Annotated in this window: 24 protein-coding genes and 1 pseudogene; 11 read left to right on the top strand and 14 right to left on the bottom strand. The window is 65.9% G+C overall.

What is annotated here, in order from left to right:
• Positions 1–51 precede the first annotated feature (51 nt).
• Positions 52–930 carry a thioredoxin gene (gene trxA / locus IPG63_12965; protein MBK6728150.1) on the top strand — a complete coding sequence of 293 codons (879 nt, stop codon included), beginning with the start codon at positions 52–54 and terminating at the stop codon, positions 928–930.
• 23 nt (positions 931–953) lie between these two features.
• Here the strand turns inward: trxA and IPG63_12960 are convergent, their stop codons facing one another.
• The 4 genes from IPG63_12960 to IPG63_12945 all read right to left on the bottom strand — a co-directional run bounded on the left by IPG63_12960 (position 954) and on the right by IPG63_12945 (position 6657).
• Positions 954–1445, bottom strand: a complete 492-nt coding sequence (locus tag IPG63_12960; protein ID MBK6728149.1) for a transposase — start codon at positions 1443–1445, stop codon at positions 954–956.
• A gap of 6 nt (positions 1446–1451) precedes the next feature.
• A complete protein-coding gene (locus tag IPG63_12955) occupies positions 1452–1976 on the bottom strand; it encodes a transposase (GenBank protein ID MBK6728148.1) in 525 nt (174 codons plus the stop codon).
• Positions 1977–2075: 99 nt separating this feature from the next.
• A complete protein-coding gene (locus IPG63_12950; GenBank protein MBK6728147.1) occupies positions 2076–3125 on the bottom strand; it encodes an IS4 family transposase in 1050 nt (349 codons plus the stop codon).
• Between the two features lie 544 nt (positions 3126–3669).
• Complete coding sequence (locus IPG63_12945; GenBank protein MBK6728146.1) at positions 3670–6657, bottom strand: diguanylate cyclase; 2988 nt, start codon at positions 6655–6657, stop codon at positions 3670–3672.
• A gap of 382 nt (positions 6658–7039) precedes the next feature.
• Here IPG63_12945 and IPG63_12940 point away from each other — a divergent pair, with 382 nt between their 5' ends.
• Together IPG63_12940 and IPG63_12935 are read left to right on the top strand one after the other, a co-directional pair.
• Positions 7040–8029 (top strand): hypothetical protein, encoded by a 990-nt coding sequence (locus tag IPG63_12940; protein MBK6728145.1) that lies wholly within the window; start codon positions 7040–7042, stop codon positions 8027–8029.
• On the top strand, positions 8026–9327 hold the full coding sequence (locus tag IPG63_12935; GenBank protein ID MBK6728144.1) for a hypothetical protein: 1302 nt from the start codon (positions 8026–8028) through the stop codon (positions 9325–9327). Before IPG63_12940 ends, IPG63_12935 begins: the two co-directional genes overlap by 4 nt.
• On the opposite strand, the gene IPG63_12930 is transcribed toward IPG63_12935, so the two are convergent.
• The 3 genes from IPG63_12930 to IPG63_12920 all read right to left on the bottom strand — a co-directional run bounded on the left by IPG63_12930 (position 9324) and on the right by IPG63_12920 (position 11647).
• Positions 9324–9665 (bottom strand): alkylphosphonate utilization protein, encoded by a 342-nt coding sequence (locus tag IPG63_12930; protein MBK6728143.1) that lies wholly within the window; start codon positions 9663–9665, stop codon positions 9324–9326. The genes IPG63_12935 and IPG63_12930 overlap by 4 nt on opposite strands.
• A 140-nt stretch (positions 9666–9805) precedes the next feature.
• The gene (locus tag IPG63_12925) at positions 9806–10840 is read right to left on the bottom strand and encodes a hypothetical protein (GenBank protein ID MBK6728142.1); all 1035 of its coding nucleotides are present in this window, start codon (positions 10838–10840) and stop codon (positions 9806–9808) included.
• A 51-nt stretch (positions 10841–10891) separates the two neighbouring features.
• On the bottom strand, positions 10892–11647 hold the full coding sequence (locus IPG63_12920; protein MBK6728141.1) for a DUF695 domain-containing protein: 756 nt from the start codon (positions 11645–11647) through the stop codon (positions 10892–10894).
• Between the two features lie 241 nt (positions 11648–11888).
• On the opposite strand from IPG63_12920, the gene IPG63_12915 reads away from it, so the two are divergent.
• Both IPG63_12915 and IPG63_12910 read left to right on the top strand, forming a co-directional pair.
• Positions 11889–12128, top strand: a complete 240-nt coding sequence (locus tag IPG63_12915; protein ID MBK6728140.1) for a DUF2281 domain-containing protein — start codon at positions 11889–11891, stop codon at positions 12126–12128.
• The gene (locus tag IPG63_12910) at positions 12125–12532 is read left to right on the top strand and encodes a type II toxin-antitoxin system VapC family toxin (GenBank protein ID MBK6728139.1); all 408 of its coding nucleotides are present in this window, start codon (positions 12125–12127) and stop codon (positions 12530–12532) included. Before IPG63_12915 ends, IPG63_12910 begins: the two co-directional genes overlap by 4 nt.
• A gap of 157 nt (positions 12533–12689) precedes the next feature.
• Here IPG63_12910 and IPG63_12905 read toward each other — a convergent pair whose 3' ends face one another.
• From IPG63_12905 to IPG63_12895, 3 genes are all read right to left on the bottom strand, one after another.
• Positions 12690–14204, bottom strand: coding sequence for a hypothetical protein (locus IPG63_12905; protein MBK6728138.1), 1515 nt, complete (start codon positions 14202–14204; stop codon positions 12690–12692).
• A gap of 92 nt (positions 14205–14296) precedes the next feature.
• The gene (locus tag IPG63_12900; GenBank protein ID MBK6728137.1) at positions 14297–15688 is read right to left on the bottom strand and encodes a helix-turn-helix domain-containing protein; all 1392 of its coding nucleotides are present in this window, start codon (positions 15686–15688) and stop codon (positions 14297–14299) included.
• 73 nt (positions 15689–15761) lie between these two features.
• A complete protein-coding gene (locus tag IPG63_12895; protein MBK6728136.1) occupies positions 15762–16961 on the bottom strand; it encodes a PLP-dependent transferase in 1200 nt (399 codons plus the stop codon).
• A 93-nt stretch (positions 16962–17054) separates the two neighbouring features.
• Here IPG63_12895 and IPG63_12890 point away from each other — a divergent pair, with 93 nt between their 5' ends.
• Positions 17055–17528, top strand: coding sequence for an Lrp/AsnC family transcriptional regulator (locus tag IPG63_12890; GenBank protein ID MBK6728135.1), 474 nt, complete (start codon positions 17055–17057; stop codon positions 17526–17528).
• A gap of 1 nt (position 17529) precedes the next feature.
• On the opposite strand, the pseudogene IPG63_12885 reads toward IPG63_12890, so the two are convergent.
• Together IPG63_12885 and cobA are read right to left on the bottom strand one after the other, a co-directional pair.
• Positions 17530–18311: pseudogene (locus IPG63_12885) on the bottom strand (pyridoxal-phosphate dependent enzyme).
• A 33-nt stretch (positions 18312–18344) separates the two neighbouring features.
• Positions 18345–19820 carry a uroporphyrinogen-III C-methyltransferase gene (gene cobA / locus IPG63_12880; GenBank protein ID MBK6728134.1) on the bottom strand — a complete coding sequence of 492 codons (1476 nt, stop codon included), beginning with the start codon at positions 19818–19820 and terminating at the stop codon, positions 18345–18347.
• A 125-nt stretch (positions 19821–19945) separates the two neighbouring features.
• Here cobA and IPG63_12875 point away from each other — a divergent pair, with 125 nt between their 5' ends.
• From IPG63_12875 to IPG63_12865, 3 genes are all read left to right on the top strand, one after another.
• On the top strand, positions 19946–20182 hold the full coding sequence (locus tag IPG63_12875; GenBank protein ID MBK6728133.1) for a type II toxin-antitoxin system ParD family antitoxin: 237 nt from the start codon (positions 19946–19948) through the stop codon (positions 20180–20182).
• Positions 20182–20511: a type II toxin-antitoxin system RelE/ParE family toxin gene (locus tag IPG63_12870; GenBank protein ID MBK6728132.1), complete on the top strand. Its 330-nt coding sequence runs from the start codon at positions 20182–20184 to the stop codon at positions 20509–20511. Before IPG63_12875 ends, IPG63_12870 begins: the two co-directional genes overlap by 1 nt.
• A 142-nt stretch (positions 20512–20653) precedes the next feature.
• Complete coding sequence (locus IPG63_12865; GenBank protein MBK6728131.1) at positions 20654–21658, top strand: LysR family transcriptional regulator; 1005 nt, start codon at positions 20654–20656, stop codon at positions 21656–21658.
• A 53-nt stretch (positions 21659–21711) separates the two neighbouring features.
• On the opposite strand, the gene IPG63_12860 is transcribed toward IPG63_12865, so the two are convergent.
• Positions 21712–21999, bottom strand: coding sequence for a helix-hairpin-helix domain-containing protein (locus IPG63_12860; GenBank protein ID MBK6728130.1), 288 nt, complete (start codon positions 21997–21999; stop codon positions 21712–21714).
• Positions 22000–22106: 107 nt separating this feature from the next.
• Positions 22107–22433 carry a PhzF family phenazine biosynthesis protein gene (locus tag IPG63_12855; GenBank protein MBK6728129.1) on the bottom strand — a complete coding sequence of 109 codons (327 nt, stop codon included), beginning with the start codon at positions 22431–22433 and terminating at the stop codon, positions 22107–22109.
• Positions 22434–22453: 20 nt separating this feature from the next.
• Between IPG63_12855 and IPG63_12850 the strand changes: the two genes are divergently transcribed.
• Complete coding sequence (locus IPG63_12850) at positions 22454–22744, top strand: nucleotidyltransferase family protein (protein ID MBK6728128.1); 291 nt, start codon at positions 22454–22456, stop codon at positions 22742–22744.
• Positions 22737–23078: a DUF86 domain-containing protein gene (locus IPG63_12845; protein ID MBK6728127.1), complete on the top strand. Its 342-nt coding sequence runs from the start codon at positions 22737–22739 to the stop codon at positions 23076–23078. The genes IPG63_12850 and IPG63_12845 overlap by 8 nt, the downstream gene beginning before the upstream one ends.
• The last annotated feature ends 25 nt before the right edge of the window (positions 23079–23103 follow it).

Below are 23103 nucleotides of genomic sequence, written 5' to 3'. Positions count from 1 at the left end.
GCGCAGGCGAACCCATGTTTGCCGCGCCCATCCTCCGACAGCGAATCCGCCATGAATGACGCCGCCAAGCCACACGTGTTCGACGCCAGCCTCGAAGGGTTCGAGCAGACGGTATTGGCGAAGTCGAACGAGACGCCGGTGCTGGTCGACTTCTGGGCCACCTGGTGCGGCCCGTGCAAGTCGATCGGACCAATCCTCGAAAAGCTCGCGGAAGAATTCAACGGCGGCTTCATGCTGGCCAAAGTCGATGTCGACAAGGAGCAGCAGCTCGCCGGCTACTTTCAGATCCGCTCGGTGCCAACGGTAATGTTGGTCAAGGGCGGCCAGATCGTCGATGGATTCCCGGGCGCGCTGCCGGAAGGCCAGGTGCGCCAGTTCCTGCAACACCACGGCATCGTCCCGCTCGATGCCGTGGCCGCGCCCGCAGTCGAACCCGAAGTGATCGAACTTTCGTTGTCGCCCGCGGAACAGGTGCAGGCCGCGCGCGATGCCGTGGCCGCGTCGCCAGAGCAACCCGAACTGCGCCTCGACCTGATCGCGGCCCTGCTCCAGGCCGGCGATGCCGCCGCCGCCGAACACGAACTCGACGACCTGCCCGCCAATCTCGCCACCGACGACCGCACCAAGCGCGCCCGCGCCCAACTCGATTTCGCCAAGGCCCTGGACGGCGCACCGGGCGAGAGCGAACTCGTCATCGAACTCACCGCCAACCCGAACAACCTGCGCGCCCGCCACCAGCTCGGCGTGCGTCGCCTGCTCGCCGGCGACAGCGTCGATGCACTCGAATGCTTCCTCGCCATGATGCGCGCCGACCGCAAGTTCGCCGACGACCTCGGCCGCAAGTCCCTGATCTCCGCCTTCGCCCTCATCGACGACCCCGACCTCGTCAGCCGCACCCGCAAGCAAATGGCGGCGCTGATTTTCTACTGACCGTCTCATAAAGAATGCAATGTTCAATGCAAAAAAATGGGCAAATCAGATTGCGTGACACAGCCTCGCATCACGCGTTGCGAGGCTCGGGTCTTTCGCAAGCTTGCAACCAGTGCATCACCAAGTTCCGAGATGCTGTCAGGCCGGCCGTTGGCCAGCGGATGCTTGATTGCATGCCACGCGGCTTCGATCGGGTTGAGTTCCGGCGCGTAGGCCGGCAATTTCTCCAGATGCAGCCGCGGATATTTGCGACAGAAGCCTTGCAGTGCCTTGGGGTTATGGATCGAGGCGCCATCCCAAACCACAAAGACATGGCCACGCAGATGCTTGAGCAGATACCAAAGGAAGTCTTCCACTTCATCAGCGGAGATATTCTTGGCGTGGGGCCTAAAGTAGAACCCGAGCCGCGTGCGCTGGGGGCTGATCGACAGGCCCCCGATCACCGAGATCCGGGCATGGTTGTAGCGGTGGCGAATAACCGGGGTCTGACCCGAGTGCCCAAGTACGTCGAACAGTCGGAGTCAACATGAAGCCGGATTCGTCGACAAAGACGATGTGCGCACCCAGCCGCGCAGCGTTTTTTTTACCTGCGGCCAGTCCTTGCGCTTCCACTCTTCAATGCGTGCTTCATCCCGCTCCAGTGCCCGGCGTTCGGGCTTCTGGCAACTGAAGCCAAAGTCATGCAGCAGGCGGGCGACGTGACTGCGGTGGAATTGAACCTTGCAACACTGCTGAATGACCGTCGCCACCCGGCTGGTGGTCCACAGTTCTGTGGTGAACCCGTTGGCCATGGCACCCTTCATCAGTCGCTTGATGATGCGCTGCTGCTGCGTGTGGGTCAGTGTCGGCGGTCGACCCGGCGTCGGACGCACCTTCAGCGCCTGACTGCCACCTTGTGTTCGAGCATCGCGCCAGCGCATCACGGAACTGGGTGCGGAGTCGATCATGCGGCCAACCTCAGCCAGCGAGTAACCTTGGTCCAGCAAGCGCAGCGCTTGGTGCCGCCGCGCTTCGATCAGTTCTGCCGATCCTGTTGGTCGTGCCACACCCGTACTCCTTCGTGGAACAGGTGTGCAGTATTGCATTATTTATGAGACAGGCAGTAAGCGGGGTCGAAAACGGGGTCAGAGCACAATGGCGCTTCCTTAAGCCACAGCGGCGCGTAACGTGGCTTGCTGCTTGACGATCCGGACCCTCGCGCGTTGCCTCGGCTCAGTCAGAAGTGCTCGTGGCTTGGGTCTTCGCTTGACCGCGCGGGGTTCGATTCGGCCCGGCCGATCCGGGATGCGCCAGTAGCTGATTTGCTGCAGCATCAGGAATCGCGCCGCAGCGCAGTTCTTCGTGGTCGCGTTGTTGCGGACATTGCTCTGGTACATCGCGGCGGCGCGGCGCGCGGCGGCGAAGCTGAGCTGGCGTAGGTCCAAACCTTCGGGACGCGCCGCTTCGCCCATGGCGACACGGATCAGGTTGTAGGCAAGCAAGTGCGCAGCGACTTCCTTGCGCACCATGTCCGGCGACTTGCAGCGCAGCACGTCCATCTCCATCACGCACTTGATGCTGCGGAAATCCAGTTCGATGTGCCAGCGCTGGGTGTAGAGCCAGGCAACCTCGTCGGCGGACACCTCGCTCGGGTCGCGCAGGCTGGTGACAATCAGCCGTTCACCATCGCGCACTTCACGCACACACATCGCTTCCGGTACGGCATCGTATGTCGCCTGCGACATCCAACTCGGACGAGTTGGGCGCGACCACACCAGGAGGCGATCGTTACTCCCCAGCACTTCGCTGTAGGCGGAGGCATTCTTGCGTGCACCGTGTTCGCGCATCACGAAATCGATGCCTCGCAGCGAAAGGGCAGCCAGCAAGAAGTACGAACAGTAAGCGCGGTCGGCGATTACCACCTCGCCAGGCGCGAAGTGATCCAGCAAGTTCCATAGCTGGCTGCACTCCCCGTTACGCTTGCCTTGAGCCGCCGTTATGGTCCAATCGGTGACACATCCCGACCCGAGCGAGATCACGCCGACGATCAGCGCGTGCGGAAAGCCTACACCTGGCGCCTGGCTGCGACTCTGCGGAAACGCGGCCTGCAGGCTGGGTGTGTCCGGCATCGAGACGCCAGTGCCATCGATCAGCTTGATCTCTCGCCCCCCGCCAGCGCGCCGCTGGCGACAGTGCTCGCGCTGCGATGGTCGCAACCTCGGCTGCGCAGTCCTGGATCAGCGCCAGCGGCAATCGCTGGCGCGCCTTGCAATACGAGCTCGTTCCCAGCCCATTCGGTGCCAGCCCCAATGCGGTTCGCTCGCTCAGGTAACGCCCCACAACATCCTGGCAGGCAGCGTCGACATTCATCACTTGCTCGACCAACAGCCCCAAGGTGACGCCAGGCGGAAAAACGCGCTGGCGGTGTCTGCCGCAGTGCTGAGCGACCACGTCGTCGAGCCCGCTGCTCGACAACACGCCCAAAAGCCGACCACGCGCACCCGCTTGCAACAGCAGGCGCTGCTGCTCAATGGCTGCGTACAGGCGTTTTTTTGGTAGTCTGCATCAGGGCTGATCCTCTCAGTGCACTCAGCGGTTTAGACATCTGCAGAGTACCCGCCGTGAGGCTCTCAGCCCACTCCCTTAACCTGTTGATTGAACAGCGCTTCTGGGCTTAAGGAAGTGCCATTGGTCCCAGTGGCCTCTTTTCTCTCCGCCACATGACGCACCGGTCAGCAGCAACTCCATTGGGTCCGGCGCTCACGCCTGCCTGAGGAAATCGGGATGTCGGTGCAGGACCTGGGCGCGCCAGTCGGCCTGGGTGCGGTCGATCTCGTCGACCGGCAGGTTCGGAAGAAAGCCGCAAGCACGATTGCGGCCGTCGCGCTTGGCGATGTAGAGCGCGCGATCAGCGATGCCCAGCACGAAGTCGAGGCTGAACAGGTCGGCGCGCTCGCGATAGAGCGGATACACCGACCAGCCAACCGATGCGGTCGGGTCGAGCAGCACGCCGCCTTCCAGCTCGACCTGAACCTGCGCGATCTCGCGCACGAGCGACTCGGCCAGCTGCGCGCCTTCGTCGCGATGGCGCTGCGTGCCGAGGTAAACGAATTCCTCGCCGCCGAAACGGAAGATCAGGTCGTTCGGGCGCCTGCAGCCTTGCAGCCGATCAGCCACCGCCTTCAGCACCAGGTCGCCGGCGGCGTGGCCGTGCTGATCGTTGACGCGCTTGAAGTGGTCCAGATCGATCACGCAGACGATCAGGTCGACCGGCTCCTCCGCGGGCGCGACCACGGCCTTGGCGTTGAGGTCGATCATCTCCTTGCGCAGCCACTGCCCGAAGCGATGGCGATTCCACAACCCGGTCAACGGGTCGGTGTTGGCGGCGACCTGCAAGGCATCGGTCTTGATCATGACCAAGCGCTCCAGCTCGACGCCGCGCATGCGCAGCGCACGCACGCGCCATTGCACGCCGATGGCGATCAGCAGCAGGCCGGCGACGCTGAACGCGACGATCGCCCAGCCGCGCTGGTACCAGGGCGCGATCACGGTGATCGGCACCGAAGCCACGCCGCCGCTGACGCCGGCAGCGTCCTCGGCCTCGACCTCGAACAACAGCTCGCCCGCGGGCAGGTTGGTGAAGTCGCGTCGCGTTTCGTTGCTCCAGCCGCTCCACTCGCTGCCCTCGCCCGCATGGCGAATGCGCGAACGGAAGCGATTCAGTTCGGGCGCGCGGTAGCTCGGCAGCGTGAATTCGACACGCAGGCTCGCGCCCGCATCCAGCTGCGCGGTAGTGGGCCCGCCGCGCCCGCCGAGCAGGCTGCGGTCGCCCACGGAGAGGTCGCGGATCAGGACTTGCTGCGGCGTCGGCTTCGGCACCTCCATCTTCGGATCGATGCGCACGACCTTGGAATCCTGCGCCAGCCAGACGATGCCGTCGGGATCGACGTGCATCGAGCGCGTCTTCTCCACGCTCGCGATCTCGTCGAAGATGCTCGGCTGGTGCCGATAGACGCCGGTGATGTCCCGCCGCAGCAAGCGCAAGCGGCTGTTCGGACTGCTCACCAGCAGCTGCGCTTCGTCGATCCGCTTAACCTCGTTGATCGGTCCCGATTCCTCAGCCGGCACGATCCGGCTCGGATGAAAGGTGCCGTCACGGAACTCGTAGAAGTGCCCGCCCTGCGCCCAGAAGAAGATCTGCTGGCCGACTTGCTCCAATGAGATGGTGGCTTTCGGCAGACCAGCGGACTGATCGAACTCGTCGATTTCGGCTCCCTGCAACGAACCGTCCATTCCGAGGCGAACCCGAGCGGCGCGGCCAACCAGTGAGCCAAGCCAGAGCGTTTGTGGATCGGACTGCATAACCGAAACCACGTCGAACGAAACCCTGGAGCTCCGGCTGATCTCGATCCACGCGGGGCCAGCGCGCGTCAGTCTCGCAACGCCATTGCGGAGACCCGTCCAAATGCCGGTCTCGCTGCCCATCGCCGGCGCGGCCGAAAACACAAGGTCGGCTGGAAGTGCCAGTGTCTCCTCCTGCAATGACCCAATGCCGCCAGCCGTACCAACGAGATCATAGCCGTCGATCGATTGGATCATCAGGATCGAGGGTCTGGGTTCTCCATGCGGTTGGAACTCCCAGCGCTTCGTGCCGGCTGTTTGCTGCAGGGCCCGCACGGTATTGCCATGAAACGCGGTGATTCCCAACTTCGTCCGCGACAGCACCATTGACTGACCGAACAAGCTCGGAGGCAACGCGAAGACGCGCATCCTTGACGGATACTCCACTCGGGAAATCGCGCTCCTCCAGGCGATCCACAGCGCCCCCTCGCGGTCGACCATCAGCGCCTGCGCGCCTGTTCCAACGCCCAGATCGATCGGGTCGATACGGTCGACGAGATGTCCCTGGGTATCCAGAATGGCCACACCACCGTTGTCTTCGGGAAGTGCAATCCGTTCTCGCGCCACGTTCCAGCCAATGCCTTTTGGCTTGGCTACTTGATCGCGGGACAGATGCTCGCGTATCGATGGCGTTTGGCCGGAACGCCAGTGCCAAAACCCGTGCTGTTCGTTGGTAACGGCCACAAAGGTCCCATCTGGGAACTCGACCAAGGACTGCAATCCGGCCCGAATGAACCCCTCACCACCCGGAATGACCTCGGGGCCACGCGAGGTCACAAGACTGAGACCGACTTCATCCACGTCAACGAAAATGCCGCTCCGCCCCTGAAACAACCTGCCGAATCCAGAGCGGGCTGGGTAGGTAACGAATTCTTGTCCCCGACGGCATACCAACAGGGCAGTGGACCGCAGGCACCATTGCGAAGGGTCTTCGGCAAACTCCCAGAATTCACCGACACCGCGCAGCTTGTCGGAAAGCAGTTTGCCCACATCAACCGCTCGATTGGAGCGGCCGGGATCTTCGACCGCAAGAATCGTTTCGGCGCCGCCCATGACCAGCGTTCCAGACCGAGTAACGCCAAGCACGGTAATGGCAGAGTTGATGTCGAGCGGGAGTCTTCGCCACTGCAGACCATCAAACTCGAGCACGCCGCGCCGATCGCTGGCGTAGATCAGCCCGCTTTGCGACTGGGCCAACGCGAAGAAGGGAGGGTCTGGGTAGTCGTCGCCCAAGCGGATCTGCTGGATGTCCCACGTTCGCGCCGGATGAACGCCCGCCTCCGACGCGATCACCTGCGCCGGAGCGGACATCAGCAGTGCGAGCAGGAGCAGCTTTCGCGGGCGCATGCGAATCGAGGGTGTGGTGGTTCCGGAACCATAGAGAGTCGTCAATTGACGCGCAACGGCTCGAACCGTAGGCTCGGCAGCGCTGCGGCATTCCGTCGCAGTTCAAGAACCGAGGGAGAGCGCAATGAATTCCATCGTCAAAGCAGGATCGGCGGTTTCAGTACCACCATCGTTGATCGACCAATTGCAGCGCATGGCCAAACCCGTCGATGCCTCGATCATGGCTGCCCCTCAGGTTCCGGGGCCCGCACCCCGCCCGACGCCCGGACCAGCGCCCGTTCAATCCTGACCGCACCCGCCCGATTCCATGCACCTATCCTCGCTCGGGTTGGCCCTCAACCCATGCGCCAGCATCAGTGTTCAGGGCGGCTCCGAGCCGCCCTTGTTCTTGGTGCGGGCGCCGGTCAAGGGAGCGCAGTATTCGGCGCGTGTGGTGGATCCGGTCGATTTGCCGGAGGCGCATGGGTTCCTTGCGGCGGCGTTGATTCGCGGCGAGGCGGTCGAGCAACTGTCCGAGCAGGCCGTAGCCGAGCTGCGGCAGATCGGGCTGCTGGCGCCGGCGGATGCGCTGCCGCGGCCGGTGCATTACGAACTCGCTGCGACCGTGCATGCCAACGGCCAGCCAGCGCTGGCACGGCATGCAGCCGCAGCGGCCTGCGGCGAGCCGGTGCGCAGTCGCGGATTTCGCTTGCCAGCGGACTGGGCGGAGCTGCCGCTGCAGTTCCTGCCGCACCACCACGGCAGCGTGTGGGCGCCGGTGCTGGCCAGCGAGTCGCTGCGGCAAGCAACCGACGACCAGGCGCCGGTCGAACTCGACACCCAGGAAACCCGCGACTTCTTCGCGTGCGAAGGTTTCGTCGAACTCGCCGACCTGCTGCCGGCATCGCACGTGGCCGAACTGGCGCGCTACTACTGGGCACTGGCGGCCGAGGGCTTCATGGCGCTGGACCAGGATCGCGGCTGCCGCCGCCATGTCGCGCACAGCCATCCGGTCGCGGACTTCTGGCATGACCAGTTGAACGAGCGCGTGTCGCAATTGGTCGGGCGCCGCACCAAGCCCTCGTACTCCTTCGTCTCGCTCTACCTCGAAGGCGGCGACTTGAAGTGGCACAACGACCGCCCGCCCTGCGAGTACACCATCACCCTGCTGATCGATTACGCGCCGCTCGACGACGCCGGTCGCTCGCCCTGGGCGCTGCAGGTGAAGGGGCGCGATGGCACCCTGCACCGCCTGCATCAACGCATCGGCGACGCGCTGATTTTCCAGGGCCGCGAGCTGTTGCACTGTCGCGATGCGCTGCCCGCCGGCCATCGTTCCGGCTCGCTGCTGTTCCACTTCGTCGATGCCGAATACGACGGGGTGATGACGTGACCGAAACAGCTTCGATGCATCGCGTCGAAGCGTTCTTCCGGCGCCTGGGCGACGATATCGCCGCCACGCTCGGCGAATCGCGCGAGGCGATCTATGCCGGCCTGGAGCAAGTCGCGCTGGCCAAGCTCGACGAGCACAATCCGTCCGCGCACATCAGCCAGGCCGACCTGATCGACTACGTGCTGGGCGCAGACAATCTCTGCAAACAGGCCGACCTCGATGCACGCTTCGCCGAGCCGCCGTTGTCGCTGTACAACGGCACGCACTTCGACATCTCGGTGCTGACCTGGCTCGACGGCACCACCAGCATCCACCAGCACGCCTTCTGCGGCGCCTTCCATGTGTTGCAGGGATCGAGCATCCACAGCCGCTACCGCTTCAAACCATGGCAATCCCCCGAGCCCAGGCAACGCGCGATCGCGGGCGAACTGGAGCTGCTCGACATCGAAGTGCTGCGCACCGGCGACACGCGCGTGATCCGGCGCGGCGACACCCTGATCCATGCGCTGTTTCACATGATCCGACCGTCGCTGACGATCGTGATCCGCACCATCACCGACGACCCCGAAGCCGAAGTGCAGTACGACTACCGCTGGCCCGGCCTGGCGCACGACCCCTTCCACAAGCATGCACCGACCATCCGCAAGCTGCAGTACCTGCGCATGTTGCGCGTGCTCGACGGCGACGCCTTCCAGGCGCATCTGGCGCACGTCCTGCCGCGCTGCGACCTGTTCCTGGCCTATGCGCTGGTCTCGGAGCAGATCCAGGTCAGTGCCGACGTGGACGCAGCGCGGCGCCTGGCCGAACTGTGCACGCAACTGCCGGCGGCCGAGCGCGAGTTGCTGGCCAGGGCGGCGCACAACGACCTGCTCAGCCGCACCATCATCGACTGTCGGCGCAAGCTGCACGCGCGCGAGCATCGCTTCCTGCTCGCGCTGCTGCTGAACGTGTTCGACCGCGCGGAGTTGCTGCGCCTGGTGCAACGCGAGACGGGCTGTGCCGATCCGATCGCGCAGGTGTGCACCTGGATCGCCGAGATCAGCGGCAATACCGAGCGCTACCCGAACCTGATCGGCATCGACTTCAATGCCACCGCGCTCGAGATGCTGGTGTGCATGTTCGCCGGAATGAACGTGGCCGAAACGCTGGCGCGCATGGGCGCGCGCCACGGCGAAGCCGCGGTGGACGAACAGCGCGACGCGCTGGGCGCGTTGTATCGGGCACTGCAGCGATGCGCGCTGTTTCATTCCGTGTTCGCCGAACTGAATGCCGGCGTGGATGAAAGCGCGCGCGGCTAGACCTTCTTCAGGAACTCCGCCTTGAGCAGCATCGGCCCGAGGTCGGTCTTGCAGTCGATCTCGTGGTCGCCGTCGACGATGCGGATGTTCTTGATGCGCGTGCCCATCTTCAGTGGCGAGGATGCGCCCTTGACCTTGAGGTCCTTGACCAGCACCACGCTGTCGCCGTCGGCGAGCACGCTGCCGTTGGCATCGCGCACGATGCGCACGGTGTCGTCGAGGCCGGCACTGGCAGCGCCGGGGCTCCACTCATGGCCGCACTCGGCGCAGACCAGCAGATCGCCATCGGCATAGGTGTTGTCGTTGCCGCAACTCGGGCAAACAGGTGTCACAGCCATCGCAGCAACCTCAGGGGAAGAAATCGGCGCCTACCGTTCTATCGCGGTCGCACGTGTTCCTGGGGGGAGGAGACACGCGGGCAGTCCCGCGCCGGGCGCGCATGTTAGCGGCTGCACCCGGATGCGCAAGTGCGCCAGCGTCACTCGTCGACTTCGTCGAAGTGGAACCACAGGCCTTGCTCCGAGCCATCGATATCGCCGCGCTCGAAACCGATCGCCTCTTCCTGATCGCCGAGCAGATAGAGCACGTCGTCGGCCTCCTCATAAAGGTGATCGTGCAAGGAAAGGGCCAGCTGGCGTTCAAAACCCATGCACTGGGTCTCGCCGACGATGTCGTCCTCGTAGCTGATCATGGCCGCGAACGGATTGTCTTCGAGGTGGCTGGACAGCAGCACTTCCCACTGCGATTCCGGAAAGGCATAGGGCAACTCGCCGGGACCACAGCGCCCCGAGGCGCGCAGCACCGACGGATATTCGTCCTCCCAGTAGTCGAGCACGAGGTCGCGGCGAGCGTCGGCGAAGCGCTTGCCGATGAAGCGGCGGCCGGCCTCGATCAGTTCCGCGTCGGTGTCGTTGTCGCGGGCCTTGGCCAGTGCGTACTCTTCCAACGTGACCACCGCTGCGGGCGCCAGCAGCGCCGCGCCCGGTTGACTGGCGCTGCCGATGTGCAGACTGCCGTGCGCGAGCACGAAGTCGCGATAGGCCTTCGGCAATGAGCGGCGCAGGCGGCGTTCGGCGCTGACCAGCGCCGACATGCTCGCAACGCCGCCCCAGTGGATGCGCAGGTTCTCGATCGGAAACTCGGGCGCGGCAGCGTGCAGGTCGGTCAGCACCGCCTCATACACGGCGATGGCCTGCATGGCGTCCTTGGCCTGGCCGATTCGATCCATCGCCGCCGTGCGCAGGATCAGTCCCCCGCCGGCAATCGCGACGCGGCTGCCGTCGTTCATGACCGCTTCGCCACTCAGCCGATAGCGGTGTTGATCGCCGGGAAGCGACAAGTCCAGGCCGGCCTGTTTGCGCTTGCCGTCCACGCGCAGCACCCCGACCTCGTGCCCGTCGATTTCGACCCGGATCGTCTCGCTGCGCTGGTCTTGGCCCAACTCGTTGCGCAATTCGACGGCGTGAACCGTGACCGCTGCCAGCAGTGCAAGGATCGGGAACAGCAGGCGCATGGCGAATCTCCGTGGGTGTCTTCCGTGGCGGCCGCGGATTCTAGCCAGTCATCACGCCGAGCTGCAGCCCACGACCTGCGTCTCCCAGCCCTCGTAGTCGCCGTCGCATTCGCAGGCAGCGTGATACAGCGGTAGCGTGAGCGCGTCGATGTTGCGATGGGACGGAATGCCGAGGGCGGACACGCGCACGCCGAACTGGTCGCCGCGCTCTTCCGGATCGATCATCTCGATCGCGCGAAAGCCGAGCGCGTTGGCGCGCAGCACGAACTCGGCGCGCGCGTCGACATCCGGGAAGTAGGCGCAGTGTTCGATCGGCCGCTCGCGGTCGAGGCGATCGCCGCCCTGCTGCAGCGAGTCGCACATGCGCCGATTGCGCAGGCGCTCCAGATCTTCGTCCGACGGACTCAGTCGCTCGAGATAGATGCCCCACTCGCGATCCGGACGCGAACCGCACTGGAACCTGCAGTCAGGGAACGCCGCCAGCGCATTCGCGACCTGCTCTTTCCAGCCCTTCGCGGCTGCGGTGTAGAAGTAAAAATCGCAGCGCCCGCCACTGGCCACACGCCCGACATAAGCAGTGGCCTTCGACACCAGCCGTGCCTTCAACGCCGCCTCGATCGCATCCAGGCGCGCGCCCTCCTCCGCATCCGCCGGGCCGTCCGCATCCGCCCGCAGCATCGCCACCTGCACCCAAGCGGCCAGGGGCAGTCGCTCGACCGGCACATCCTCGGCAATGCCCATGTCCACGAACACCGCCGCCGGCTTGCCGTCAATCTCGCAGCGATAGCTGTCCCAGTCCTTGCTCATGTGTGCTCCCGAAGCGTCGCCGATCATCACGCCAAACACCCGATTCAGGAAGTTCGAACTGCGGTGCCGAGATCGCATGCCCGCGCAGCCCCGATGGTTGCAGTCGCTGGCAGGCACGCGCCCCGATCCCTAGAATGAATCGCCGGCGTTCGATGATGCACCCGCAGTCGCTGGCGCTTGCGGCGCTCGAGCGCGCCGCCGCAATGCGACGCAGCAGCGGCATGAAGCAAGGAGTCCTGAGATGAATCTACCTGAGACGATCTACGCCCATGCCCGGGCGCTGCCTACCGACCTGCAACGGGAAACACTCGATTTCATCGCGTGGCTCGAGAATCGCTATGCCATTCAGCGCGCTGCCAATCCCGGATTGGCAACCGATGCGTTCCTCCAACGCTTCGCCGGCAGCATTGGCGATGACTTTCCCGATGACATCGACGATTCCGGGTGGGCGGGCGATCTGCCGCGCGAGGCGCTTGAATGACCGGCTTCGTGCTCGATACCAATGTCTGGATCGCCCTGCTGAAAAGCAATCCAGAAGTCGTGGCGGGCGTGCGTCGCGTGGGTATCGAGTCCCTGTATCTCTGCGCGCCAGTATGGTCGGAGTTGTGGTTTGGCGCGTGCAACAGCCAGCGCGTCACCGAGAACCAGGGGCGCATCCGTGAGCTGGCGTCCCACGTGCCCAGCCTGCCCTTCGATGATCGCGCGGCCGAACATTGTGGGGAGATTCGCGCGCTACTGGCGCGACAGGGCCGGCCCATTGGTCCCTATGACCTCCAAATTGCCGCCATTGCCCGATCCGCTGGGCTGCGCCTGGTGACACGCAATATTTCGGAATACTCGCGCGTGCCCGGCCTGACGATTGAAAACTGGCAGACCGATTCTTGACGACGTTCGCGCCCAACCTTTCACCGCTGGGCGCTGCAGCGTCCTGATGGCAAGGCACTGACGACTGGATTGGATCGAGGAGCCGCTGATCTGATCGATGGCGTCGCGCGGCTCTGCACCCTGCGGCAACGGAACGGAACTCGATCGAAAGCCGACCTCATTGCTCGAACCCATTGCCGAAGATCAGCGTGCCGGTGTCGCTGACCAGCGCGTCGGCGAGCAGGTTCAGGTACACCTCGAGGTTGGTGTAGCCGGAGACGCCGGTGAGCGGCAGCGACAGCGCGGCTCCGTTGTGGTCGGCGACGTTGGGATTCAGTCCGAGCGCGGCGTGTTGCAGCTCGAACGCGTTGGGCATGCCGTCGTTGTCGCTGTCGACGGGTGCCGGAGGCGGCGAGCCGGCGGGGAAGTCGAGCGTCAGGGCATCGAGCGCGAGCGGGGTCTCGTGTGCGGTCGGGTCGATGCTGCCATCGGCCACGTCGCTGCGGATGCGCCGGTCCATCGGGTCTGCGGGCAGCGCGCCGGTGTTGCCGAGCAGCGCGCCAGCGAGCGTGGTCGCATCGAGGTAGGCGACGTCGCCGAAGGCATGCCGACTCGCGCGTCGCATGGCGACGCCGAGGTCGGTGTTCGGGGCCTCGGTCGGGAAATCGTTGCAGCAGTAGAACAGCTGGTAATCGAGGTAAGCCGGGTACGGGCTCAGGTGGTTGTCGTTGACGTAGAGCTGGTTGTCGGCGACATCGAGCACGTCGTGCAGCACCATGCCGTAGGGATGTCCGGCGCGCACCTGCATGCGGTTGCCGACCAGGTTGAACTGCAGCCGATACGGCCCTAGCCCCGCGTTCTGGTCGACATCGCGGTTGTACCAGAGCAGGAACCCGGGATCGTGGTAGTAGTTGTTCGACACTTCGAGCTGGTAGGCGTGCGCCTGGCAATCGGCGCTGCTGCCCGGGTCGCCGTCGTACCCGCTCGCCTCGCAGCTGATCTCGGGCAGGCGCCCGCGGATGCGGTACCACAGGTTCTTGAGCACGCTGACCTGATTCTGCGGATGCTCGGGATGCGAGTAGTTGATCAGCATGCCGCCGAACTCGGCATGGCTGCCGACGGTTTCGGCGATGATGCTGCGCTGGATCGTGCCTTGCGACGCCCACGACACCTGCACCGCCTCGTCGGTGGCGTGCGCGATCGAGAAATGATCGAAGATGAAGCGGCTGATGCCATCGAGCCGCAGACCGTCGTCCAGGTGCTCGCCGCCCGGCGGCAGCGGGTCGGCCCAGGCTGGGCGCGTGCGCAGGTGGCGTGCAATCACGTTGTCGCAGTCGTTGCGCTCGTAGTGTCCGTCGCAGATCAGCCCGCGCACGATCACGCCGCCGGGCGAGGTTTGTCCGGCAATCGTCACGTCGCCGTGGACGATGTTGCCGATGCCATGGATCACGCCGCTGACCTTGAACAACACGTAGCGCGGGCCGCTCTGGCGCAGCGCGTGGTTCAGCGAACCGGGAATGACCCCCATCGGATCGGGATCGAGCGTGGTCACGTAGTACACCGTCCCGCCGCGACCGCCGCTGGCGACCGCTCCGAAACCCTCTGCGCCGGGGAAGGCAGGCGGAACTGCTGTCACCGCCAGCGACCAGGCAAACACGGCGAACGAGATCAGGAATCGGAATGCTGCGGGCATCGGGTCACCTCGTCGGAAGGACCACGATTACAGGATGCCACGAGTCGGCGCCGTTAGGCTGGATGCGCCATTTGTTTGCCTGATCGCGCCAATCAGGCGGCGTCGGCGCGATCCGCCCCGAGTCGCGACGGTGCCACCCCGTAGGCGGCGCGGAAGCGACGCGAGAAGTGCGACAGGTCCTCGAAACCGACGCGACTGGCCACTTCCGACACGCGCAGACCGCCGGCAGCGAGCAACTGGTAAGCGGCCTCCAGGCGCGCCGCCAGCACCAGTTCCTGCGGGCTGGTGTCCATGCCATCGCGCAGACGCCGCTGCAGACTGCGCAGGGAGACGTGCATCGCCGTAGCCAGCGCAGCCGGCGACAAGTCGCTGGCGAGATGCGTTCGCACATGTGCCAGCACCCGTTCGGCGAAGGCACGGTCGCGTGGGTCGGCAGCGGCACTCGATGTCTCGTCAACGACGCCGGGCAAGGCGACGCCCGGTTCCGCTGACGCGACCACCGACTGCGCGTCCGCCGCCGGCCGCGGCCACTGCGCGAGCAAGCGCCGCAGGTGCCGTGCCGCGCGGCGCTGGCCGAGCCAATGCGTCGTCAGCGCGACCACGGCCAGCAGGACCGCCACCACGACCGTCAGGCGACCGGTTCCGAGCGTGCGCAAAGTGCGTTCGAGCGCAGTCGGGCCGCCGACCAAACGCAGCGACTGCCAGCGATTCGGAAAACCGAAGTCGCGATCCCCGCTCCAGTTCAGCGGCCAAACCTGCGTGCCGACCTCGGCCGCGGGCGGCAGCGACGGCGTGTCTTCGCCCTCGCGCAAGCGCTCCGCAGTGAAGGCCGAGGACGCGGCCGGGGCATGGTCCTGCACCCAGTCGTTCATCGCGATGTCGATATGCATCGGCGCGGCCAGTGGCAACTGCACGCCGAGGCCGGACCACGGAATCGCCAGCTCGAATGCCCAGCCCTGCGCTGTGCGCCGCGCCGCATAGCGATGGCTGAGCGGCGCCGCCTGGCGCTGCGGCACGCGCACATCGGCCAGCTCGGCGATCAGCTCGTCGCCACGCAACACGCCGGAGCGGCCATCGGGCAACAGCAGCAGATCGAGATCGTCAGCGTTCATGCGCTGCGTCGAATCGCCGAGCGGGTCGAGATAGACCTGGATCGAGTCGTATTGATGGAACTGCTCGACCTCGATCGCGGCGGGCGCGTCGATGCGGTCTGCATCCTGCACTTCGGCAGCGATCAGCAAATCGTCGAGCGTCCAGGCCATGCGTGCATGCACGCGGTTGCGCAACGCGACTGGTGCCTGCAGCTCCTGCCACTGTCGCTCGAACCAGGGCGCGCGCCACTCGTCGAGCACGCCATCGACCTGCACCCGAAACGTGGCATGGGGCAGCGCCTGCAGCGAACCGATGGCACTCAGCAACAGGCACGCGACTGCGGCCTGCGGCTTGCGCGAAACCGGCGCTTGCTCGGGTCGTCGGCGATGCATGCGGGCTCCATGGGCGGGACCTGCGGATCATCGCGCAATGGCTGCCGCTACGGCAGCCTCCATCGCCCGCGGGCTACGCCGCCTGCTGCATCCGCGTCGTCCGCGCGGCCGCCGCGAGCGCCTGCTGCAGGTCGGCCCAGAGGTCGTCTACGTGCTCGATGCCGACCGAGATGCGCAGCATGCCCGGAGTGATGCCGCATTCGGCGCGCGCGGCGTCGTCGAGCACGCGATGGGTGAGCCCGGCCGGATGCTGGATCAGGGTATCGACCGCACCGAGGCTGACCGCCGGCGTGAGCACGCGCACCGCACCCATCACCGCCGCTGCCGCCTCGTGGCCGCCGTGCAGGTCGAGCGCCATCAGCGCGCCGGGGCCTCGCATCTGGGTCTTCAGCACGGCGTCGTTGCGCACCGTGCCGAGGCCCGGAAAGAACACCTTGCGCACCGCCGCATGCTGCGCCAGCCGCTGTGCCAGTTCGATCGCGTTGCGCTGGGCGCGCTCGACGCGCAGGGCGAGCGTGCTGAGACCACGATGCAGCAGGTAGGCGGCGAGCGGATGCAGCAGTGCGCCGGTGGCGGCACGCATCGTGCGCAGCGGCTTGGCGTCGGCTTCGCTGCACGCGATCACGCCGGCGATCACATCGCCATGGCCGCCGAGGAACTTGGTCGCGCTGTGCAGCGCATAGCGCGCACCGAAGGCCAGCGGGTTCTGCAGGATCGGCGTGGCGAAGCTGGAATCGACCACCACCGGCACCGTGCCCGCAGCCGCGACCACGGCGGCGATGTCGACCAGGTCGAGCGTCGGGTTGGCCGGGGTTTCGATCAGCACCAGCACGGTGTCGGGACGGATGCGCGCGGCGATCTCGTCGGCGCGCACGAACTCGCACTCGATCCCGGTGAGCCCGCTCGCCAGCAAGTGATCGCTGGTGCCGTACACCGGCCGCACCGCGAGCATGTGCGCGCCACGCTGGCGCGAGACCAGCAACAACGCGGTCAGCGCCGCCATGCCCGAGCCGTAGGCGACGCAGGCTTCGGCGCCCTCGAGCTGCGCGATCGCGTTCTCGACCCGGGCCACGGTCGGATTGTGCAGCCGCGCATAGATCGGGTTCGCCGCGCTCGCCGCTCCACCCACGAGCGCGTCGAAGCTGGCGGTGCCGACATCCAGGTCCGGCACCGGATAGGTGGTCGACAGGTCGATCGGCGGCGCATGCACCCCGAGGCGAATGAAATCCTCACGGCCGGCGTGGACGCAACGGGTGTCGATGGACTCGTTCATGGCAGCTCCGCGGTCGGTGGATGCCGATGACACTAGAACGATCGTCGCGCTATGGTTCACGCGCCGAATACTATTTCGCGGATGATCGAAATCATGGAACTGGACCGAATCGACATCGAACTCCTGCGGCTGTTGCGAAACAACGCACGGATGCCGAACAAGGACCTCGCGGAAAAGGTCGGGGTGGCGCCCTCGACCGCGCTCGAGCGCATCCGCCGCATGCGCGAGGCGAAGATCATCGAGGGCTACCACGCCGAATTGTCGCCCACCGGCATCGGCATCGGCCTGCAGGCGATGGTGGCGGTGCGCCTGTCGCGCCACCTGCGCGAACAGGTGCTCGCCTTGCACGACCACCTGCTCGCCCTGCCCGAGGTCATCGCCTTCTATCACGTCGCCGGCGCCAATGATTTCCTGGTGCACGTCGGCGTGCGCAACGCCGACCACCTGCGCGACTTCGCCCTCTCGGCGCTGACCTCGCGGCCCGAGGTCGCGCACATCGAGACCAATCTGATCTTCGAGTACCGCCGCAGCGCGGAGTTGCCGATCTACCTCGACGGGAACCGGTGACTCACGCCGCCGCGGCAACCGGGGCCGCGTCCAGCGATGCCAGCCAGTCGTCATCCGAGCCTTCGTTCACGCCTTCGAACAGGATCGTCGACAGATAGCGTTCGCCGGTGTCCGGGGCCATCGCCAGGATGGTGGCGCCGGGCACGGCGCGCTCGGCCACCTTCAGCGCCGCGGCGATGGTGCCGCCGGCGGAGAGTCCGACGAAGATGCCTTCCTCCGCCGCCAAGCGGCGTGCGGTGTCGCGCGCGAGCAAGTCGTCGACCGGAAGGATCTCGTCGGCGACGTTGCGATTGAGCACCTGCGGCACGAAGTCCGGCGTCCAGCCCTGGATCTTGTGCGGCGCCCAGGTGTTGCTCCCGAGCAGGGACGCGCCCGCGGGTTCGGTGGCGGTGATGCGCGTTTCCGGGCGCGCCAGCTTGAGCACTTCGCCGACGCCGGTGAGCGTGCCGCCGGTGCCCCAGCCGCTCACGAAATGGTCAAGCCTGCGACCGGCGAAGTCGCGCAGGATCTCGGCCGCGGTGGTGCTGCGGTGGTAGGCGGGATTGGCCGGATTCTCGAACTGGCGCGCCAGGAACCAGCCATGCTTTTGCGCCAGTTCCTCGGCGCGGCGGACCATGCCCGAGCCGCGCTCGGCGGCCGGTGTCAGGATCACCTTGGCACCGAACCGGCCGGATTGAAGGCCTCGACCTTGACGTAGAGATCGACGTGCTTCGGTGCGATGCGGTGCAGCTTGACCACGGGCGTGTTGCCGATGGTGTCGAGGATGGAGTGGTAGATGGCCATGGCGGATCTCCTGCGATGCGGGTGGTTCTGGATTCAAGCGGCGAGTTCGAGCGGAGGCTGAGTAGTGATCGCGTGTCGACATCGGCCATCGATCGGCGCCGCGCCGAACCAGTGCAGCCGCTCGGCGAGTGCCGCCACTTCGCCGAGAATCAGCAGCGCCGGCGACTGCACCGAATGCGCGCGCGCGATCTCCGGCAGTTGCGCCAGCGTTCCGGTGATTACGCGTTGCTCGGGGCGACTGCCGTTCTCGACGATCGCGAACGGCGTCGAAGCCGCGCGTCCGTGTGCGAGCAGCCGGTCGCGGATGCGCCCGAGGCCGGCCACGCCCATGTAGAAGGCCAGCGTCTGCCGGTCCTGCGCCAGCCCCGCCCAGTCCAGGCGGTCGGCCGACTGCTCGCAATGCGCGGTCACCAGGCGCACCGATTGCGCGTGGTCACGATGCGTCAGCGGAATCCCGGCATAGGCGGCGCAGGCATTCGCGGCGGTAATGCCAGGCACCACTTCGAAGCGGATACCGGCGGCCTGCAGCGCTTCCAGTTCCTCACCGCCGCGACCGAACACGAACGGATCGCCACCCTTGAGCCGCACCACGCGTGCACCGCGGCGGGCGTGCGCGATCATCAGTCGATGGATCCGGGCCTGATCGACGCGCGCACCCTGCGCCTGCTTGCCGACATCGATCATCTGCGCATCACGCCGCGCCATCGCCAGGATTTCGGCGCCGACCAGATGGTCGTGCAGGATCACGTCGGCCTCGTTCAATGCCCGCAATGCGCGCAGGGTCAGCAGGCCAGCGTCGCCGGGGCCGGCGCCGACCAGCAGCACGGAACCCTGTGCATCCGCACCTTCGGCTGCATCCAGCGCGTCCTGCAACGCGATCTCGGCGGCGGCATGCTGGCGCGCCCGCAGCAGTCGCGGCACCACGCCCGCGAGCACGCGTTCGAACCAGCGGCGGCGTTGCGGAAGATCACGCAGGCGCGAGCGAATCGCGTCGCGGTGGCGCTCGAACAATTCGACCAGATCACCGAGCGACTCGTCGAGCAACGCCTCGATGCGCGCCCGCGCCTGCCGCGCCAGCATCGGGGCGGCGCCGCCCGAAGACACCGCGACCTGCAGTCGTCCGCGCTGAACCACCGCCGGGAACTGCACCGCGGAGCGCGCGACATCATCGACCACGTTCGCGAACACGCGGCGCGCCGCCGCGGCGTCGGCAACGCGGGCGTTGCTGGCATCATCGCCGGTCGCGGCGATCACCAGCCAGGCATCCTCAAGCTGTGCTTCCGCGAATTCGCCGAGATGCAGGGCGATCCGACCCCGCGCCGCGAGTTGGGTGATCTCCGCGTTCGCCGCACGCGCAACGACCTCGATCCGCGCCCCGGTATCGAGCAGCGCACCAATCTTGCGCGACGCCACGCTGCCGGCGCCGACCACCAGCACGCGGCGTCCGCGCAGGTCCGCAAACAGCGGAAACAGGCGGTGCGAAGTGGCGCTGACGGCGGCTTGGCTCATGGCCGCAAGCTAGGCCAGAGCATCCCCGGAGCGGAAATGGCGCGATCGACTGGCCATATTCCCGGACGTTATGTGCTGCTCGACCGACGGTCTTGCCAAAATGGCACCACGCGCAGCATTCCGACATGGGCACCATGAACATCTCGCTCCCCGACCCGCTGAAGGACTTCGTCGACGAACAAGTTTCGCAGCGAGGCTTCGGGACCAGCAGTGAATACGTCCGCGAACTGATCCGGCGCGATCAGGAACGCCTGCAGCTGCGCGGCCTGCTGCTTGCTGGCGCGCAGTCGCCTCCCGCCGCAGTCAGCAACGACGCGTTTTTCGCCGGCTTGCGCGAAAAGATCGGGCACCAAGCCCGCTGATGGCGGCGAAGCCAGTCCGCCCGCGAGCGCTTGCCCAGGCGGATATCGATGCCGCCGCGATGCACTATCTCGGAGAGGCTGGCGCCGGATTGGCATTGGCGTTTGTCGATAGCGTCGAGCGCGCCTTTTCGCAGTTGGGCGCGCATCCCGGAAGCGGAGCAGGTCGCTATGCGCGCGCACTGGACTTGCCTGGACTGCGCTTCTGGCCATTGAGGCGATTTCCCTACCTGATTTTCTACGTCGAGCGAGCCGATCACGTGGACGTCTGGCGCGTGCTCCACGCCAGTCGTGACGTGCCGGCATGGTTGAGGGCGCCCGGCTCCAAGTGACTGGCTTTACAACTCCAGCCATCGCCGCTAGCTTCGCTTCATCCTTTCATCGCGATAGTGAGATATTTATGCGTCGCCCGTGTTGTCGAATGTCGATCCCCCTGGACCGCGTCGACCCTTCCCCAGCACGAGCCATGCCGCCATGACCCTCACGCAACTGCGCTTCATCGTCGCGATCGCCGACGCCAACCTCAACATCACCCAGGCTGCGACCAAGGTGCATGCGACCCAGCCGGGTCTGTCCAAGCAACTGAAGCAGCTGGAGGACGAACTCGGTTTCCAGCTGTTCACGCGCCGCGCGCGCAGCATCGAGGCGGTGACGCCGGCTGGCGAGAAGGTGCTCAAGCATGCGCGCATCGTGCTCGCCGAAGCCGCCAACATCCGTGCGGTCGCCGCCAACCTGCGCCGCGAAGCCGAAGGCGAATTGCTGATCGCGACCACGCACACCCAGGCGCGCTACGTGCTGCCGCGTCCGCTCGCGGTGCTGAAGCAACGCTTCCCGCAGGTCGCCCTGCACGTCGCGCCCGGTGGCGACGCCGAAACCGTGGCCCGCCACGAGAAGGGCGAGGCAGACATCGCCATCGTCAGCAGCTCGGGCACACCGCCGCACGCCGACCTGACTCTGCCGATCTATCGCTGGGAGCGCATCGTGCTGGTGCCGCGCGGGCATGCATTGACCCAGCTCGGGCGCGCGCTCACCCTCGCCGATATCGCCGCGTATCCGCTGATCAGCTACGAGTCGAGTCGCGCGCCGGACTCGTCGCTGCGACGCGCTTTCACCGAGGCCGGGCTCACGCCCGAGATCAGCGTGACCGCGCGCGATGCCGACCTGATCAAGACCTATGTACGCACCGGCCTTGGCGTCGGCATCCTCGCCGAGATGGCGATCGACGCCAGTGATGGCGATCTGGTCGCCCTGCCCGCGCGCGGCCTGTTCCCGACCTGCACCACCTGGCTGCTGATCCGCAAGGACCGCGTGTTGCGCGACTACAGCGAAGCACTGATCCGCACCCTGGTTCCGGAGATCGACCTGCGCGACCTGCGCCGCGCGTTGAGCGACGGCGCACCGCTGCGCATCGAGGCGCAGACCTGGACCCAGCGCGAAGACCTGTCGAAACCGGCGCCGGTCGGCGAGTTCCAGATCTGAATGCACGACGCCCGCACAAGGCGGGCGTCGGCAACGTGGGCTGGCGGACCGGATCAGCGCTGCGCGGTGGCCTTGGCGGCCGGGGTCACGGTCATCTGGTCGCGGTTCTTCTCGACCGTCTTCAGACCGATGCCCTTCACGTTCGCGAGTTCATCGACCGACTTGAAACCGCCGTGCTCGGCGCGATAGGCGACGATGGCTTCGGCCTTGGCGGCGCCGATGCCATTCAGCGTTTCGAGCTGGGTCGCGCTCGCGGTGTTGAGGTTGATCTGCGCCGCGAAGGCAGCGAGCGAGGCCAGCGACAGGGTCAAGCCGAGGACGAGGTTCTTGATGAAGTTCATGGCGGTTTCCTTGGATGGGTTGGAGGTTGTGCCGGTGTGCTCACCGGACAGGAACCATTCTCGGCATCGGCCCATCACCGCGCCTCCGCGTACTTCGGAACCGTCGCTCAGCATTCGCCGCGCGCGGGCTTGCGAATTTTCCGAACTCCGCACACCGCTGCCCCGTGCTTCTTCCAGGCCACTGACACCAGACGCGCCGTGTTCGCAACACCGCTCGGTGGCAGCACGAACGTCGATTCCGGATACCCGAATTCGCGCGTGATCGCCTGCATCCGCGCATCGCTCAACCCTTCAGCATCCAGCACCACCGCCAGCGGATTCCCGCCAAGCTGTGGCCGATGACACCGGCACGATTGCCCGCACGCGAAGCGGGCAATACCATCGATCCGGTCCGCGCGCCCACGCGCATCCGATTCCCGGGCGAACCAGGGCATTCGATCGACGGAGCCGAAGCATGAACAGGCAACAAGCGCTAAAGGCATTGGCACATGCGAAGTCGCCGCTGCAGCAGCAGTTCGGCGTGACCCGACTGGCCTTGTTCGGTTCGACTGCGCGCGATGCCGCGAAGCCCGATAGCGATGTCGACGTGCTCGTCGCCTTCGACGGTCCGGCCACTTCGACCCGCTATTTCGGCGTCCAGTTCTACCTTGAGGACCTACTGGGTCGCCCTGTGGATCTCGCATCCGAAAGAGCTCTGCGCCCCGAACTTCGCGCCGCCGTCGAACGGGAGCTGGTCGATGTCTGAAGCAAGTCGCGAGTGGCGTTTCTACATCGATGACATGATCGCGTTTGCCGAAAAGGTGCTTGCCTACACGGACGGCATGGATCAAGGCATGTTCGAGGCCAGCGCGCTCAATTACGACGCGACCCTGCGAAACCTCGAATTGATCGGAGAAGCGGCCACGCATGTTCCGGCAGCGGTCCGCTCACGCCACCCGGAGGTTCCATGGCGCACGATCGTCGCGACGCGCAATCGTTTGATCCATGGCTATCTTGGCATCGACAACGACACCGTCTGGAGCATCGTTCGCGACGAGATCCCGAACTTGCTAGCGCGACTCGAACGAATTGACGGCTGACCCCAGCGACTGCTTCTCGAGTCGG

It is taken from the genome of Lysobacterales bacterium, from assembly GCA_016703225.1.
Lineage (GTDB): Bacteria > Pseudomonadota > Gammaproteobacteria > Xanthomonadales > Ahniellaceae > JADKHK01.
This window is presented reverse-complemented; position numbering and strand designations above follow the sequence as displayed.

Excerpts from the sequence above, each read along its gene's own strand:
- trxA (MBK6728150.1), top strand. The coding sequence starts at position 52 with ATGAATGACGCCGCCAAGCCACACGTGTTCGACGCCAGCCTCGAAGGG.
- IPG63_12945 (MBK6728146.1), bottom strand. The coding sequence starts at position 6,657 with ATGCGCCCGCGAAAGCTGCTCCTGCTCGCACTGCTGATGTCCGCTCCG.
- IPG63_12930 (MBK6728143.1), bottom strand. The coding sequence starts at position 9,665 with ATGGCTGTGACACCTGTTTGCCCGAGTTGCGGCAACGACAACACCTAT.
- IPG63_12925 (MBK6728142.1), bottom strand. The coding sequence starts at position 10,840 with ATGCGCCTGCTGTTCCCGATCCTTGCACTGCTGGCAGCGGTCACGGTT.
- IPG63_12920 (MBK6728141.1), bottom strand. The coding sequence starts at position 11,647 with ATGAGCAAGGACTGGGACAGCTATCGCTGCGAGATTGACGGCAAGCCG.
- IPG63_12915 (MBK6728140.1), top strand. The coding sequence starts at position 11,889 with ATGAATCTACCTGAGACGATCTACGCCCATGCCCGGGCGCTGCCTACC.
- IPG63_12910 (MBK6728139.1), top strand. The coding sequence starts at position 12,125 with ATGACCGGCTTCGTGCTCGATACCAATGTCTGGATCGCCCTGCTGAAA.
- IPG63_12905 (MBK6728138.1), bottom strand. The coding sequence starts at position 14,204 with ATGCCCGCAGCATTCCGATTCCTGATCTCGTTCGCCGTGTTTGCCTGG.
- IPG63_12900 (MBK6728137.1), bottom strand. The coding sequence starts at position 15,688 with ATGCATCGCCGACGACCCGAGCAAGCGCCGGTTTCGCGCAAGCCGCAG.
- IPG63_12895 (MBK6728136.1), bottom strand. The coding sequence starts at position 16,961 with ATGAACGAGTCCATCGACACCCGTTGCGTCCACGCCGGCCGTGAGGAT.
- IPG63_12890 (MBK6728135.1), top strand. The coding sequence starts at position 17,055 with ATGGAACTGGACCGAATCGACATCGAACTCCTGCGGCTGTTGCGAAAC.
- cobA (MBK6728134.1), bottom strand. The coding sequence starts at position 19,820 with ATGAGCCAAGCCGCCGTCAGCGCCACTTCGCACCGCCTGTTTCCGCTG.
- IPG63_12875 (MBK6728133.1), top strand. The coding sequence starts at position 19,946 with ATGGGCACCATGAACATCTCGCTCCCCGACCCGCTGAAGGACTTCGTC.
- IPG63_12870 (MBK6728132.1), top strand. The coding sequence starts at position 20,182 with ATGGCGGCGAAGCCAGTCCGCCCGCGAGCGCTTGCCCAGGCGGATATC.
- IPG63_12865 (MBK6728131.1), top strand. The coding sequence starts at position 20,654 with ATGACCCTCACGCAACTGCGCTTCATCGTCGCGATCGCCGACGCCAAC.
- IPG63_12860 (MBK6728130.1), bottom strand. The coding sequence starts at position 21,999 with ATGAACTTCATCAAGAACCTCGTCCTCGGCTTGACCCTGTCGCTGGCC.
- IPG63_12855 (MBK6728129.1), bottom strand. The coding sequence starts at position 22,433 with ATGCCCTGGTTCGCCCGGGAATCGGATGCGCGTGGGCGCGCGGACCGG.
- IPG63_12850 (MBK6728128.1), top strand. The coding sequence starts at position 22,454 with ATGAACAGGCAACAAGCGCTAAAGGCATTGGCACATGCGAAGTCGCCG.
- IPG63_12845 (MBK6728127.1), top strand. The coding sequence starts at position 22,737 with ATGTCTGAAGCAAGTCGCGAGTGGCGTTTCTACATCGATGACATGATC.